Source organism: Larkinella insperata (assembly GCF_026248825.1).
GTDB classification, from domain to species: Bacteria; Bacteroidota; Bacteroidia; order Cytophagales; family Spirosomataceae; genus Larkinella; species Larkinella insperata.
This window is the reverse complement of the sequence record NZ_CP110973.1, coordinates 5,468,103-5,483,155: the sequence shown is the minus strand read 5'-3', so window position 1 is coordinate 5,483,155 and position 15,053 is coordinate 5,468,103. Positions and strand designations below refer to the sequence as shown.

Sequence of the window (15,053 nt, the reverse complement as noted above, 5' to 3'; positions counted from 1 at the left end):
TTGATTTCGGTAACCGTCGTTGATTACTGGGGGCTTAACCCGTCGGAAGACGGGAGGGTTTAGAAATTACCGGAAAAGTGTGGCTAGTGACCGTATGGACCCAAAAGGCCCTGCCATTCGAGATTCATCGGCTCCGCAGTAAGAACCCAATACGGCGGGATGATGGCTCCCATCACGCCCGATCTGGCCGGCTTTCGGGAACAACCGCGTGGAGAATATCGGTCACGGTATGGAATACCGCAATGCCCGGATGGGCCGTCAGGGCATCGGGCCGGGTGTAGCCCCAGGTGACAGCCCCGAACGGCATGGCTTCGGCCTGGGCGGCTTCGATGTCCCGGATTTCGTCGCCGATGCAGAGGATTTCGTGGGGCCGCAGACCGCTTTTTTTCATCACTTTCCGGAATTTCGACTGCTTGCCAAAGATGGAGGTGCCGCAGCTGTAGTAGTTAATCAGGCCCGCATGGTCGGTTCCCAGCACCCGCCGGATGTTACCTTCCGAATTGGAACTGACAATGGCCAGTTGCACCCCGTTTGCCGACAACTGCTGGAGGACCTCCGCCATCCCGTCGAACAGGCTGATCTGGTCGATGTCCCGGCTCATCATATTGATAAAGGCATTGGCGACAATCGGTATTTTCCAGGCGGGCATTCCGGCCAGTTTCATCATCTGGCGCACATTCATCGCCCGCAGTTCGTCGACCTGATCGGGATGGACTTTCTTAAAATGATACGTATCCGCCAGCACATTCAGCGTTTTCAGAAAATAAGGAAACGAGTCGGCCAGCGTCCCGTCAAAATCGAAAATCACCAGTTTATAGCTCATGGTTTCAGGTGTCTGGGCCTGCATTATAAGGCGGCCTTTGCAAAGTAAGACCTTAAACTACTACAGGCTCAGCGGAAAACATGACGAGAAGTGAGTGAATCGGCGGAGTTGGACGAAGAACTGGTGAAATAGCGGACAAACTGTTGCTGGGCGTTTTAAAATCCGGAAAGCTTATAACCTTACTTGCGTTTTATGGTTCTACTACTGGATAAAGCCCCTGATTCCACGACAATCCGCAGAATGATTGATCAGCGGAAGCATTGGCTAAAACGAACACTAGCCCCAATCAAGTGATACAATGAGAACGTTGGAAGAACTTACTTTTCAGGAAATTAAACAAATGCGCGAATATGCCCTGGACCTGGCTGCGGGTTACGCCAAGGATGCCCGGGAGCAAGCCCAGGCCGAACACCAGGAGGAAGCCACTAAAGCCGTGGCACTGGAAGAAGAGTGGATTCACTACGCCAAAGCCCTGGACGACGAACTTCAGAACCGAATCAAACGCACGATTCAGAAAACGAATCCGGTATTTTGATTTAGAAAAGTGGTCCTTTCTGGCTCTTTTTTTGGCTTGCTCCCCGCCGGGAAGCAAGCCGATTTTTTTGCAGGTAACTGCTAAAAGGATTTTGCCTGAGCGGTTAAATTGCAAGGACGGCTACCGGATTCATGCCGTACCGGTCGGGCAAAAGCTGGTTTCGTCAGGAACCGGGAGTGACGTTTTCATCTTCCCCCGTCCGGATATCGTTCATCAGGCCGTCGTCGGTCGGATCGTCTTCGCCCAGAACACCCCGGCGAACATCCCCCCGCTCGTTGTAGGCCGTTTCATCGTCGGTCAGATCACCCGTCAGGGCTGCATCCTGTTTCGGGTCCAGCACGTCTTCGCCTTCTGAATACGCATCATCCCCGGGGGTACTCGAAAAAAGTGGAGTTTTCATGGCTCAATCGTTCAATGGCACAATGGCCGGTTGGTTTCCTGATTTCTAAACCGATAACCGCCCGAATGGTTTTGTCCCGGTGCGCTCATGCACCGTGCGGGAATAAGAATCCAAAACAGGGCGGGCGAAGAATGCGTTCAGATTCTATCAACGAACGGAATGGATATGATTGAAGACCTCTGGTACAAGAATGCCGTTATTTACAGCCTTGATCTGGAAACGTTTATGGACGCCAACGGCGACGGGGTGGGCGATTTCGCCGGACTGAGCCGTCGCCTGGATTATCTGCAGGCGCTGGGTGTCGATGTGATCTGGTTAGCTCCTTTTCAGCCGACCCCCAACCAGGACAACGGGTATGACATTAAAGATTATTACGGGGTTGACCAGCGGCACGGCTCCAGCGGTGATTTCGTCGAATTCATGTACCAGGCCCACAAACGGGGCATCAAGGTCCTGATTGACCTGGTCGTCAACCACACCTCCAACAAGCATCCGTGGTTCGAAGACGCCCGGCGTTCCGAAACCTCCGAACACCGGGACTGGTATATCTGGTCGAAAGAAAAACCCGCCAACTCCGAGGACGGGGTGGTTTTTCCGGGCGTTCAGGAATCCACCTGGACCTACGACAAACAGGCAAAAGCTTATTACTTTCACCGATTTTTCGAATTTCAGCCCGACCTGAACATGGACAATCCGGAGGTCCGGGCGGAGGTTCGCCGGATTCTGGGGTACTGGCTCCAGCTGGGTGTGGCCGGTTTTCGCGTCGATGCGCTGCCTTTTGTGCTGGAATCGGCGAATTCCCATCCCACCAAACCCACCATGCGGTTTGAATACATCAAGGAATTCCGGCGCTTTCTGCAGTGGCGGCAAGGCGACGCCATTCTGCTGGGCGAGGCCAATGTACTGCCGGAAGAAATTGATAACTATTTTGGAAAAGACGGGGACGGGTCGCACCTGCTCTTTAATTTTTACGTTAATCAGCACTTGTTTTACGCCCTGGCGAGCGCCGATGTTCAGCCGCTGGTCGAAGCGCTGGAAGCCACCCGCGACATTGCTCCGGCCAGTCAGTGGGCCCATTTTCTGCGGAACCACGACGAACTGGACCTGGGGCGGCTGACCGAAGAGCAGCGCCAGGCCGTTTTTGCCCGTTTCGGCCCGGAGCCGTCCATGCAGATCTACGAGCGCGGCATCCGTCGGCGGGTTGCCTCCATGATTGGCAACCGGCCCCAAATCGAACTGGCCTATAGCCTGATGTTTTCCATGCCCGGAACGCCGGTGCTGCGTTACGGCGACGAAATCGGGATGGGTGAAAACCTGGATCTGAAAGAGCGGGAAGCCGTGCGGACGCCCATGCAGTGGTGTTCAGATCCGCAATCGGGTTTTTCGATGGCCGACAAGCTGGTTCATCCGATGATTGATGAAGGCCCTTTCGGATACACGCACGTAAACGTGGAAGCCCAGCGTCGCGACCCCAATTCGTTTTTAAACTGGATGACGGCTCTGATCCGGCTGCGGAAGGAATGTCCCGAAATCGGGTGGGGGCATTGGAAGATTCTGCCGACGGGTAACCCGCGGGTTTTGGGCATTCATTACAGTTGGCGGGGCAATTCGGTGATCGTTCTGCATAACTTCGATCCGCATCCGCAGGAAATTCACCTGAATCTGAAGCAGGAAAACGAAGCCCGGCTGGTGGACCTGATGGCCAATGAAGAAAGTGAAGCCAACGAGAAAGGCGTGCATCCTATCCGGTTATCATCCTACGGGTACCGCTGGTTTCGGGCGGGTAGTCTGAGCCATCTGCTCAGTCTGGCTGAGTAAACGGGTGGCAAATTGCAAGTTCCGGCGGAGCGATTCGGGCAACCAATCCGGATGCTTCGTCGGCGTTTTTTTGATTGCTACCGCTATTTTTGCACTTTGCGGGCGACACCGCCCGATCCAGGGCCCATCGCTTACGCTCTACCGTTATGGACTGAATTGACACGTATGGTCAACCGTTCAAACGGTTTAGAGGGCCTTCCCATTTCCTGAACCCCCGGTTAACGCCGTGGGCTGGTTGATGAATCCCATGATAAAACGCGCTTCGATCTACCGCGCCGATGCGGTATTGCTTTTTGGAATCTTGTTGGTGGTGGCCCTGTATTTTGGGCAACCGTTTTTTGTCCCGCTGTTTTTCGCCATCATTCTCTCGATGCTGTTGCTGCCGGTGAGCCAAAAACTGGAAAGCTGGGGGCTGGGCCGAATCAGTGCAACGCTGCTTTCAATGCTGTTGCTGCTGCTGTTCATGGCGGGTTTCTGCGGGGTGATTTACGTCCAGGCCGCCCGGCTGGCGCAGGACTGGCCCCAGATTCAGCCCCGGCTGCTGAAGCTACTGAATACCGTTCAGGAGTGGGTGCAGCAGCAGGTTGGCGTTTCTCCCCAGCAGCAGATACAGGCCATCAAAACGCAACTCGAAAAACAGCCTTCCTCCTCCGGACAACTTCTGAATACGGTATTGGGTGGCCTTGGCGGTTTGCTGACTTCTGTGGTACTGGTGCTGCTGTACGTTTTTTTTCTGATGTGGAAGTGGGAGAAGTACCCGGCGTTTATTCTGAAGCTATTTGCCGTTGAACACCACCAGACGGTCCGGGCGGCCCTGTCCAAAATGGCAAACGTGTCGGCCCAGTACCTCATGGGACGGTTGATCTCGATGGTTTTTCTGGCGGTTTTCTACATGATTGGTCTTTCCATCATCGGCCTGAAAAACGCCCTTCTGATGAGTTGGATCGCGGTCATTCCTACGCTCATTCCCTACGTAGGGGCGTTTGTCGGGGCCACTTTCCCGTTGGCGATGGCACTGGTCAGCGGTTCTTCCGACCTAGTGCTACCCACGGCGGCCATTCTGGTGGTGGCCCAGGTGATTGACAACAACATCATCGAACCGTTGGTAATGGGTGCGGAATTAAACCTGAGTCCGTTGTTCACCATCATTGCCATTATCCTCGGCGAATTACTCTGGGGGCTACCGGGCATGATTCTGTTTGAGCCGTTGTTTGCAATGATCAAGATTGTCTGCGACCACGTTCCGGCCCTGAAACCGTACGGCTTTCTGCTGGAAAACGAAGTGAAAGAACCGCAGTGGATCCGGAAAGTACGACAGACTTTCGGCCGAAACGGGCATTAGCGCTTTTAAAGAATAGCTGCCAACAAAAGCGGTATTCGGATTGACGGTCTGACAACAAACCGGCCAATCCGAATACCGCCTTCATCTGTTAACCCGAATCAGTATCCCGGATTCTGCTGCACCAAAGCGTTGTTGTTAATTTCCGTCTGCGGGAACGGAAACAGCAGGTAATTGACATCCGGCGTACCGCGTTGCTGCTGAATAATGTCCAGCGCCGTCACCTCGTGCGCCACGCCGGGTTGGGCCAGTTCGTGCCGGGCATACCGCAGCAGATCAAACCAGCGCTCTCCCTCGAAGGCCAGTTCCAGCCGACGCTGGCGGTCTACCTCAACCCGGAACGCCTGCTGCGTCGAGACTGTAGCCAGCGTCAGGGCGGGTAAACCGGCCCGGGTCCGAACCGCATTCAGAGCCGTCAGAGCAGCCTGCGACGGGCCATTTTGTTCATTGAGGGCTTCGGCCTGCATCAGCAGCACATCCGCCAGCCGCAGCACGTAGTAGTTGTCCGGACTATTGAAGGCGTTGGGTGGGCTGCGCCATTTGTAAACAAAATAGCCGTTGTCATTGGCGTTGGAAGAGGTAGACAGCACGAAGCTGGCGTGATTCCGGCCCGCCGAAACAACTTCACCCGTGAACCGCCAGCGCTGGTCGTTGACCGTGTCGGCGTACTGGATCAGTTCGTTGGTGGGAATGTTGAATTTCGGAAATGAATACGTGGCCGGGGGCGAAGGCAGCAGGAGGTCGGGCAGGATAAAACCGCCGTCGGCATTCCCCGCAAACTGCACCTCAAAGATGGATTCGGGTTTGTTTTCCGGCGGAAACAGGGCGTTGAAGTTGGGTACCAGCTGGTACAAACCGCTGCTGATGACTCGGTTGGCGGCCGCTGCGGCCTGTGCCCATTGCCGTCGGGTCAGAAATACCTTCGCTTGCAGGGCGTTAACCGCCGTTTTACTCACCCGGATCGGACTGGCTGAACCGGGGGTGGCCCATTGTTCGGCAAGCTGCAGGTCACTGACAATCTGAGCGTAAACCTGCTCGTCCGTAGACCGCGCCAGGTTGACGATGCTGCTTTGGCCCGACTCGGTTGGCGTAAGCCGTAACGGAACCCCGCCGTACAGGCGAACCAGGTTGAAGTAATGCAGGGCCCGCAAAAAGCTGGCTTCGGCCAGAATCTGGTTTCGCCGGACGGTATCCATCTGAATATTTGGCACGTAGTTCAACACGGCATTGGCCCGGTTGATGCCGATGTAAGCCGCCTGAAAAACGTTGTTTACCTGGCTGGTCTGGGGTGTCCACAGGATGCGTTCCAGGGCGTTGACGTCGCCGTTTGTACTCGTGACGTTGTCGGACGGCATTTCACCCACCGTGTTCAGGTCCTGGCCGTACGTACCGGCTTGTTGCAGCGCATCGTAAGCCGCCGTCAGCGCCGATTCAGCATCGTCGGCATTCTGAAAAAAGTTTTCCGGTGTGATGCTAGGCAACGGGGTTTTTTCCAGCACCTGGCAGCCCGCCAGAAACAGGAAGGGGAGAAGGAGTATCGTTATTTTCTTCATGACGGGGTAGATTAAAAGTTGACGGTGATGCCTGCGGTATAGGTTCGGGCCTGCGGATAGACGCCGTAGTCGCGGCCAAAGCCCACCGATGAGAACGGGTCGGCGCTCACTTCGGGGTCGTAACCCGTATAGTTAGTGAACGTGAGCAGGTTCTGGCCGGTCAGGTAAATCCGGGCGCTGCTGATGCGGGCCCGCTGCACCGTTTTGGTCGGCAGGGTGTAAGCAACGGTCAGGTTTTTCAGGCGGGTGTAGGTGCCGCTTTCCACAAACCGGGTCGAAAACCGGTTGTTCTGGTTGGGATCGTAGCGAACGGCCCGCGGAATGTCAGTATTCGTGTTGTCGGGACGCCAGCGGGTCAGCACCCGCGCGGTCTGGTTGAACGGGTCCGACATGCCCTCAATGCTCATTCGGTTCTGGTTGAAGATGTCGTTTCCAAAACTACCCTGGAACAGAAAGCTGAGTTCAAAACCCTTGTAGGTGAATGTGTTGGTCAAGCCGGCGAAAAAGTCCGGGTTGGGGTTTCCGATGACCGCGCGGTCGTTGGCGTCGATCACCCCGTCGCCGTTCAGGTCGGCAAACCGGATATCGCCCGGCTGTGGGTTATTGGGTTGGGTGGGGGCCTGGGTAATTTCCTGCTGCGACTCGAAAATCCCCTGCACCACGTAGCCGTAAAAGGCGCCCAGCGGTTCACCTTTGCGGGTGATGGTAAAATCGCCGATGATCTGCCGGTCGACTTCCTGCCCCTGCTCGTTGCGGAGGGTGCCAATATCGAGCACCTTGTTGCGGTTCAGGCTGATGTTAAAGTTGGTTGTCCAGTTCAGGCCGTTGCCCTGGCTTTCAATGTTGGTGCTGTTGATGCCCAGCTCCAGCCCTTTGTTCTGGATGTCGCCGATGTTCTGAATGATCTGCGGATTCTGCGCTCCCGCGTTGAAGGGCAGCGGCACGTTCGTCAGCAGGTCGGTGGTGCGTTTGTGGTAGGCATCCAAGGTCGCCGTTAACCGGTTGTTGAACAAACCAATGTCGACCCCCACGTTGAACTGCTTGGTCGTTTCCCAGCGTAAATCGGTATTCCCGATCTGCTGGGGGGCGATTCCGCCCTGAATTCCGCCCGAACCGGCGTAGTTGGCCCCCGATGCGTAGGTGCTGAACCGCTGATAGGCCCCAATTTCCTGGTTGCCGTTGGCGCCGTAACTCACCCGCAATTTCAGGTCGTTGACGACTTTGGACTGTGGAAAAAAGGTTTCGCGCGAAACCCGCCAGCCGAGCGACAGGGCCGGGAAATACCCGAAGCGGTTGTTCGGCGCAAACCGGCTCGAACCGTCGGCCCGCAGGCTGAGCGTAGCCAGATACCGTTCCTGGTAATTATAGATGGCGCGGGCAAAAAAGCTCAGCAACCCCCACTGGTCCTGGTAACTGGAGGGGGCAGTAAACTGCGTTCCGGCGCTCAGGTACGGCACGGCATTCGACGGAAAACCGGTAACCGAAGCGCGGGAGGTAAACCGGTCCGACGACTGAACGGACTGGCCGCCCAGCAGCGTCAGTTTATGATCGTTTCCCAGTTCCGGGTCGTAGGTCAGCGTATTTTCCCACAACCAGACCACCTGCTGATTCGTGGCGGTGCTGGCGCTACCGCGGGTTGCGGGGCTGGCGTTCTGGGTGCCGGGGTAGTTGCGGGTGATGAACTGGTTTTCGAGTTGGGTCCGGAAATCGATCCCCAGCGAACTACGAAGCGACAGATTGGGGAGGATGTCCAGTTCGCCGTAGACATTTCCGATTACCTGGTAAATGATGGCTCGGTTGTTTGTTTCCAGCAGGTTGCCCACCGGGTTATCCAGCTGCTGGAACGGGTTGATGGCATAACTGCCGTTTGGGTTGCGGATCGGGATGGTCGGAATCTGGGCCAGAGCGCCCAATACCGTACCCGAATTTTGCAGCCCCAGTTCGCTCCGGACGCTGGTGTTGTTGTTGGTCCGGCTCAGGTTCAGACTGGTACCCAGCCGAAACCGGTCGCCCATTTGCTGGTCGAGATTCAGTTTGAAGTTGTACCGGTCAAAACCCGAGTTGAGCAGGATACCGGTTTGCTTGAAGTACCCGCCCGAGACGTAGTATTTCGTTCGGTCGGTGCCGCCACTGAGGCTGATCTGGTAGTTCTGAATGGGGCCGGTGCGGTACACGGCATCCTGCCAGTCGGTGTTGTAGGGCAGGTTGTTCAGGTCCGTAAAGGCGGGCGGATTGCCGGCGGCAACATTTGCTTCGTTGAAATACTCGGCAAACTGGCGGGCGTTGAGCAGCTCGATTTTTCGGCGTAACTGCTGCGTGCCGTAGTAAACGTTCAGGCTCACCTGCGGTTGCCCGGTCTTGCCCCGCTTGGTCGTAATCACCACCACCCCGTTGGATGCCCGTAGTCCGTAAATGGCCGCAGCGGCCGCATCCTTCAGGACGTCGATGGACTCAATATCGTTCGGGTTCAGGGTGTTGAGCGGGTTAGGACGCTGGTTGCCAATACCGAGTTCCTGGTCATACGTGGGCAAAACCGGCACGCCGTCGATGACGTACAGGGGCGAGTTAGTCAGGCTGATGGAGTTGTTGCCCCGAATCCGGATGTTGATACCCGCGCCGGGCGCACCCGTTGGGGCCGTTACCTGAATACCGGGGGCCTGTCCCTGCAGGGCCTGATCAAAACCGGCGACGGGCTGCCGCTGGATGGCCTGAGCGCCCACTGAAGTAACGGCGGTGGTCAGTTCCTGCCGGCGCTGCGTACCGTATCCCACTACCACCACTTCCGACAGGGCCTGAACGTCGGTTGCCAGGGTGACGTTGATGGTCGGCCGGTTGTTGATGGGCACTTCCTGCGTTTGAAACCCGATGAAACTAAAGACCAGCGTTCCGCTGGCGGCCGGAAGCGTCAGGGAGTAATTGCCGTTGGGGTCGGTGGTGGTGCCGGTAGTGGTTCCCCTCAACTGAATGCTAACACCGGGTAGCGACTCTCCGTTGTCACTGGTTACTTTACCGGTTATAGTTTGGGCGATTGCACTGACGGCGGCCCAGAGAATCAGAAGAGGTTGTAACAGGCTGATGCGCGTGAACCGTCGACCGGGTCCACGCCGTGGTAGCTGATTTTTCATGAATTTAAATCGTCTGGTAAATGAATAATACGGTTCCGTAGCGCGTCTTAACAGTCTGCACTCATCCGTTTTCGGCAGCGTTCAGAATCCGGATGCTTTAGGGGAACTGCCCCGGTTCGGAGTAGGCTATTATTCGCCCGTAAAAAAAGAATATGGCCCGCGGAGGGGGTGCGGTGATCAATCTGAGGCAAAAAACGCCTTTATTAGGGTTCTGTTAAGCGAATTCGGGCCACTTCCTAACTTTGTCGAGAATTGCAACAGCTATTGCGGGCCTGATTTAGTTTGGTAACTAATGCAGGGCTACTACTGATACCTTAACCCAAGGGTTTGCCGACGCAGCAGGCAATAAACTATTTATTAAACAGCAACGTATGTCTAATCATCAACCGGTAACCGGCACTCCGGCAACACCTCAGGAAGCAGCCAAATCACTCGGATTAATCTCGGAAACTCCGGCAGCCCAGGATTTAATTTGTTTTTCACACCTGCGCTGGAACTTCGTCTACCAGCGCCCCCAGCATTTGCTCAGCCGGGCCAGCCGCCACTTCCGCGTCTGGTTCCGGGAAGAACCCGTCGTCGACAACCGCTCCTGGCTGGAAGTGCGGCCCGTCAACGCCCAGCTCAACATCCTGGTGCCGCACCTGCCCGGCGGTACCGATGCCCAGACCCAGCAGACCATGCAGCGCAAGTGGCTCGACGAACTATTGACCCAGCACCAGATCACCGACTTTGTGGCCTGGTACTACACGCCCATGGCCCTCAACTTTACCGAGCATATCCAGCCCCGGCTCACCGTCTACGATTGCATGGACGAACTGTCGGCCTTCCGGGGGGCGCCCCCGCAATTGCGGGAACGGGAGAAACAATTGCTGCAACAGGCCAAATTGGTCTTCACGGGCGGTCAGAGCTTATACGAAGCCAAGAAAAATCTGCACCCCTCGGTGCACGCCTTTCCCAGCAGCATCGACAACCACCACTTTGGGCAGGCCCGCCTGGGGCTGGCCGATCCGGCCGATCAGAGTTCGCTGGCTTACCCGCGCATCGGCTTCAGTGGGGTTATCGACGAGCGGCTGGACATCGCCCTGCTGGGCGAACTGGCGAAACGGCGGCCCGACTGGCAGTTTGTGCTGCTGGGTCCGGTGGTCAAGATTGACCCGGCTTCGCTGCCGCAGGGGCCTAACCTGCACTACCTGGGCATGAAGGCCTACGAGCAGCTGCCGGCCTATTTCAGCAACTGGCAGGTGGCGCTGTTGCCCTTTGCGCTCAACGAATCGACGCGCTTCATCAGCCCCACCAAGACGCCGGAGTACCTGGCTGCGGGTCTGCCGGTGGTGTCCTCGCCGATCCGGGATGTGGTCAGCACCTACGGGGAGTGTGGTCCGGTGTGGATTGCCGACGGGGCGGAGGAGTTTGAGCGTTCGATTGCTGCGGCGCTGGCAGATCCCGGGTCGATGTGCTGGAAACGGATTGATGCCCAGTTGGCGCAGAGTTCCTGGCAGCAGACCTGGAAGGATATGCACGACTTGATTGAAGACCAGTTACAGGTGGCCCGACTGTCGCAGTTTTCGGCTACAAAAGCCGTTACGGTCTAAGCATACCAACACGGTTACTAAAAAGCCCAGCCATACAGGCTGGGCTTTTCTGGTTCCTACAGCACCCGCATCCGGGTTTCTGTCAAGAATTAATTATAACCGGAAGTGGTTGACTTCGGGCTGAATCTGAGCCAGGGCTACCAGGGCCTGGGCGTCGAGCAGCGCATCGGCGTACGGTTGGTTTAAAATCCGGCGGAACGGTTCCTGACTAACCGCGCCGTTCACATCCAGTTCGGCATCCCACAGACCCGACCGGTGCCAGGGCGTCAGATGGTCCCAGTCCGGGCGGTCGATGATGGGGTACAGGCAGATGCCCCAGAGCGGAATACCCTGTTTCAGGACGGCCGCACTTTCCCGGGCTACAAACCGAATCCAGGATGGCCGGTCTTCGCCGGGGTGGCTGGTTTCCGACAAGACAATGGGCCGTTGATAGCGGTGGTAAACCTGCATAAACAGGTCGCGCAGGGGGCGCCAGCGGGGATCGAGCCAGTCGTTGGCCCAGGGCAGAAATTCGCCGGACCCCACAATCCACTGATTATTGTAATAAAAATTCAGCCCGATTATGTCCAGATACTCCGGTCGCCCACCCAGTTCGGGGCACATCCGGCCGCTGAGCATGTCGGTCGCCTGGTACTGATCGGTATGCGCCAGCGCAGCCTGCCCGATCTGCTCGGGAGTTGCGTTCAGCGGGGGCACCATGTTCACCAGCGGTTCGGTCGTCAGAATCCGGACCGTCGGGTCAATTTCCCGCAGGGCGGCAACACCTTCAATGTAAGCCCGCATCAGTCCGTACTTGACTTCCCAGCCCTGCCCGATGCAATACGGCGACGTACCCCGGGCGTCACCCCCGAGCCACGACAAAAAGCTGACCTCGTTGATCGGGGTTACAATCAGGGTGCGGTCGGGATCAATTGTTCGGTAAAACTGGATAAAAGACCGGCACAGAGCCGCGAACCGCCGGGCAAACATCGGATGCAGGGGCGTCAGATCATCCGGAAAACCGAAGTGACAGAGATCCCAGACCTGCTGAATACCGTTCACACGGCCCCGCTCAATCATGTGCTCGACAACCTGCCAGTCGTACTGGTAGGGGCGTTTCTCGACCTGGCTCCACCGAATTCCCTCCCGAACCGTCCGGATGCCGAACGGTTGCAGATCCTGGTAGTCGTCGTCCAGACGCTGCAGGTGACCCGTGGTGTGCAGGAAATCGACCCGGTTTCCCCAGGAATTAAGTTTATCGGTGCATTCGTAGCCGGCCATCCAGAAGGACCGGAATGGATTAGAAAGTATGTGATCCGGTAAGGCAATACGCTGATGCGTTAATACGTCCATCGAAGGAGCAGTTGATTCCGGGAAAAGATACGCAGATTGTCGGTGAATTACAATCACCGCTGCGTCTCGTCCGGGTCATCCCGGTTGTCATCTTCGTTTTCGCCTTTCCCAACGTTGTCTAATGAATTGTCTTCGTGGGTGTTTTTATCCATTCGATTATTTTGCTCCTGACAGAATTCCAGCGTGAGCGCAATCACAATGATAAGTCCCACCCCGGCGCTGATTGTCGCCAGCCGCATGGGCTTGGAAGCCGGTTTGTCCAACCCCGGACCACTCGTTTTTCCGCGGATTACAGCCCGGTAGATGATGTAGCCACCAGCCACCAGCATCAGCAATAGGGCAACAATCATTTCAATACCCACTCCCATAATTTTAAATCGGTTTAGTTTCCAAGCTCTAACCGACAACCAAAATGAGGGTGTCAAAACAAGACTGATTAATGAGGATTTGGCCCTCTGCTGGCTGGAAAAGCCATTTTTTGGGTTTGTTGCGGGACCGTTGCCTTACTCCCCTCAACCGGCTTCCGGACGGTGCAGTTACCGTTTTACAACCTTTTCATTATGCGAAAACTAAATATCCTGATCTGGCACATTCACGGGGCTTACCTGACGGCCATTACGCAGGCAGAACACAACTGGTACCTTCCCACTAAACCCGATCAATCGGAAGGCTACATCGGCCGGGGCGTTGACTCCACGATGCCCGAGTACGTCCGGGAAGTACCCGCCGATGAAGTTCGCAACCTGGACCTGGATCTGATCCTCTTTCAAACCCCCAAAAACTACCAGACCGATCAATTCGAAATTTTGTCCGAAGAGCAGTTGCAACTGCCCAAAATCTACCTGGAACACAACACCCCCGAGCCACATCCCACGTTTTCGCGCCACCCGGTCGCCGATGATCCGGGCGTCTCCCTGGTGCACGTCACGCATTATAACCGGCTGATGTGGGACAACGGCCAGGCCCCCAGCTACGTCATTGAACACAGCGTGGCCATTGATCCGTCGGTGCGTTACGAGGGGCACCGTGAGGAGGGAATTGTGGTCGTGAACGAACTGCAACGACGGGGGCGGATGGCCGGATTTGATCTGTTTGAAGAGGTTCGGCAGCAGTTGCCCCTCACGGTCATGGGAATGAAATCGGCCGAGATCGGGGGGATCGGTGAAATTCATTACCGGCATCTCCACCGGCGGCTGGCCGAATACCGGTTTCTGTTCAGCCCCATGCGCTACAGCAGCCTGCCGCTGGCGGTGATCGAAGCCATGACGATCGGAATGCCGATTGTTGCCCTGGCCACCACCGAGTTGCCAACCGTGATCGAAAACAACGTCCACGGCTTCGTATCCTGCAGTCCCGACGAATTGGTGGAGAAAATGCGCTACCTGCTCGACAACCCGGCCGAAGCCAGGCGGATGGGCGAGCAGGCGAAGAAACTGGCTCTTAGCCGGTTTGGACTCGAACGGTTTGTGCGGGACTGGAACCGGGTGATGGAGGAGGTCGTTACGGCGCCAGTACTGTCAACGCTTCGTCCGTAACACGTTGAGGGTCGGCGGTTTCCCGAACGGCCCGGTGCAGATTCTGGTTCAGCGGCCCCCATTCTTCGGGCCGGGACGTCGAGTAGATAATCACACTGGGCGTTTTCAGGGCGGAGGCAATGTGCGACACGCCGGTGTCGTTGCTGACCAGCAAGGAGGCACCACGAAGTACCCGTCCGATGACGCCCAGATCCGTTTTTCCGGCCAGACTGATGGCCGGCGCTTTCATCAGATTTTGTACCTTTTCCACAATCGGGGTTTCGCCGGCGGTACCCGTCAGCACGATCCGGTAGCCTTTTTCGGCCAGGGTGTCGGCCACCTGCGCAAACCGTGATTCGGGCCAGCGCCGGGCCGAAATGCCACCCGCGTGAATGCACACGTACGGATCGGACGCCAGCTGTTGCAACTCCTCGACCTCACGGGCGCGTTGCTGATCGGCCGCGGTCAACGGAAATTCGAGGTCGTACCCCTGCGCCGGCAGGCCCAGAAATTCCATCAACTGCACGTGCCGCCGGATTTCGTGCTGACCCTCGGGGTAGGGCAGGTAGAAATCAGCATCCAGGCAATACTGCGGAAGCGCTGCCGGGTAATACCCCGCCGTTTGCCGGGCCCCCAGCAGCGCCATCATCGGATTCACGCAGGTACCATTGCCCTGCATTTGCAGAACGAGATCAAACCGCCGTTTTTGCATCCCGTTCAAAAACGCGGTCGTTTTTTCGGGGTCAACGGGTTGTTCGGGCAAACCGGGCCAGCCCGGAAACGGGATAAACTCGTCTAGGTATTCCGGAAACCGGTCCACAAAATCGGCGGCCCACGGTAAACCGATTAGGGCAATATGGGCCTTCGGGAAAGCCCGACGAAGCGCCCGCAACGCCGGAACGGCAACGAGCAAATCGCCCAGTTTGATGGCCCGGAAAATCCCGATGGTTTCGGGCGTGCGGCCCAGGGCGTCTGTAATTTTATTCATAGGATTGACGGTTTTGGGGGATCGGCATTCGATC

At 56.7% G+C, this 15,053-nt stretch carries 12 protein-coding genes; 5 read left to right on the top strand and 7 right to left on the bottom strand.

All coding sequences use genetic code 11. The features are described 5' to 3' along the window. Positions 1–172 precede the first annotated feature (172 nt). Positions 173–823 (bottom strand): HAD-IA family hydrolase, encoded by a 651-nt coding sequence (locus OQ371_RS22090; protein ID WP_265990500.1) that lies wholly within the window; start codon positions 821–823, stop codon positions 173–175. 298 nt (positions 824–1,121) lie between these two features. Between OQ371_RS22090 and OQ371_RS22085 the strand changes: the two genes are divergently transcribed. After that, positions 1,122–1,358 carry a hypothetical protein gene (locus OQ371_RS22085; protein WP_265990499.1) on the top strand — a complete coding sequence of 79 codons (237 nt, stop codon included), beginning with the start codon at positions 1,122–1,124 and terminating at the stop codon, positions 1,356–1,358. Between the two features lie 163 nt (positions 1,359–1,521). On the opposite strand, the gene OQ371_RS22080 is transcribed toward OQ371_RS22085, so the two are convergent. After that, positions 1,522–1,758: a hypothetical protein gene (locus OQ371_RS22080; protein WP_265990498.1), complete on the bottom strand. Its 237-nt coding sequence runs from the start codon at positions 1,756–1,758 to the stop codon at positions 1,522–1,524. 159 nt (positions 1,759–1,917) lie between these two features. On the opposite strand from OQ371_RS22080, the gene OQ371_RS22075 reads away from it, so the two are divergent. Next, on the top strand, positions 1,918–3,576 hold the full coding sequence (locus tag OQ371_RS22075; protein WP_265990497.1) for an alpha-amylase family protein: 1,659 nt from the start codon (positions 1,918–1,920) through the stop codon (positions 3,574–3,576). 247 nt (positions 3,577–3,823) lie between these two features. Then, on the top strand, positions 3,824–4,918 hold the full coding sequence (locus OQ371_RS22070) for an AI-2E family transporter (RefSeq protein ID WP_265990496.1): 1,095 nt from the start codon (positions 3,824–3,826) through the stop codon (positions 4,916–4,918). 98 nt (positions 4,919–5,016) lie between these two features. Here OQ371_RS22070 and OQ371_RS22065 read toward each other — a convergent pair whose 3' ends face one another. Then, positions 5,017–6,468, bottom strand: a complete 1,452-nt coding sequence (locus OQ371_RS22065) for a RagB/SusD family nutrient uptake outer membrane protein (protein ID WP_265990495.1) — start codon at positions 6,466–6,468, stop codon at positions 5,017–5,019. Positions 6,469–6,479: 11 nt separating this feature from the next. After that, entirely contained in the window at positions 6,480–9,593 is a 3,114-nt protein-coding gene (locus OQ371_RS22060) for a SusC/RagA family TonB-linked outer membrane protein (protein ID WP_265990494.1), read from the bottom strand. A 371-nt stretch (positions 9,594–9,964) separates the two neighbouring features. Between OQ371_RS22060 and OQ371_RS22055 the strand changes: the two genes are divergently transcribed. After that, complete coding sequence (locus tag OQ371_RS22055) at positions 9,965–11,185, top strand: glycosyltransferase family 1 protein (RefSeq protein ID WP_265990493.1); 1,221 nt, start codon at positions 9,965–9,967, stop codon at positions 11,183–11,185. Positions 11,186–11,278: 93 nt separating this feature from the next. Here the strand turns inward: OQ371_RS22055 and OQ371_RS22050 are convergent, their stop codons facing one another. After that, positions 11,279–12,517, bottom strand: a complete 1,239-nt coding sequence (locus tag OQ371_RS22050) for an amine oxidase (RefSeq protein ID WP_265990492.1) — start codon at positions 12,515–12,517, stop codon at positions 11,279–11,281. 53 nt (positions 12,518–12,570) lie between these two features. Further along, on the bottom strand, positions 12,571–12,885 hold the full coding sequence (locus OQ371_RS22045; protein ID WP_265990491.1) for a hypothetical protein: 315 nt from the start codon (positions 12,883–12,885) through the stop codon (positions 12,571–12,573). Positions 12,886–13,077: 192 nt separating this feature from the next. Between OQ371_RS22045 and OQ371_RS22040 the strand changes: the two genes are divergently transcribed. Next, the gene (locus OQ371_RS22040) at positions 13,078–14,052 is read left to right on the top strand and encodes a glycosyltransferase (RefSeq protein WP_265990490.1); all 975 of its coding nucleotides are present in this window, start codon (positions 13,078–13,080) and stop codon (positions 14,050–14,052) included. Here OQ371_RS22040 and OQ371_RS22035 read toward each other — a convergent pair. Then, complete coding sequence (locus tag OQ371_RS22035; protein ID WP_265990489.1) at positions 14,018–15,019, bottom strand: glycosyltransferase family 9 protein; 1,002 nt, start codon at positions 15,017–15,019, stop codon at positions 14,018–14,020. The genes OQ371_RS22040 and OQ371_RS22035 overlap by 35 nt on opposite strands. Positions 15,020–15,053 lie beyond the last annotated feature (34 nt).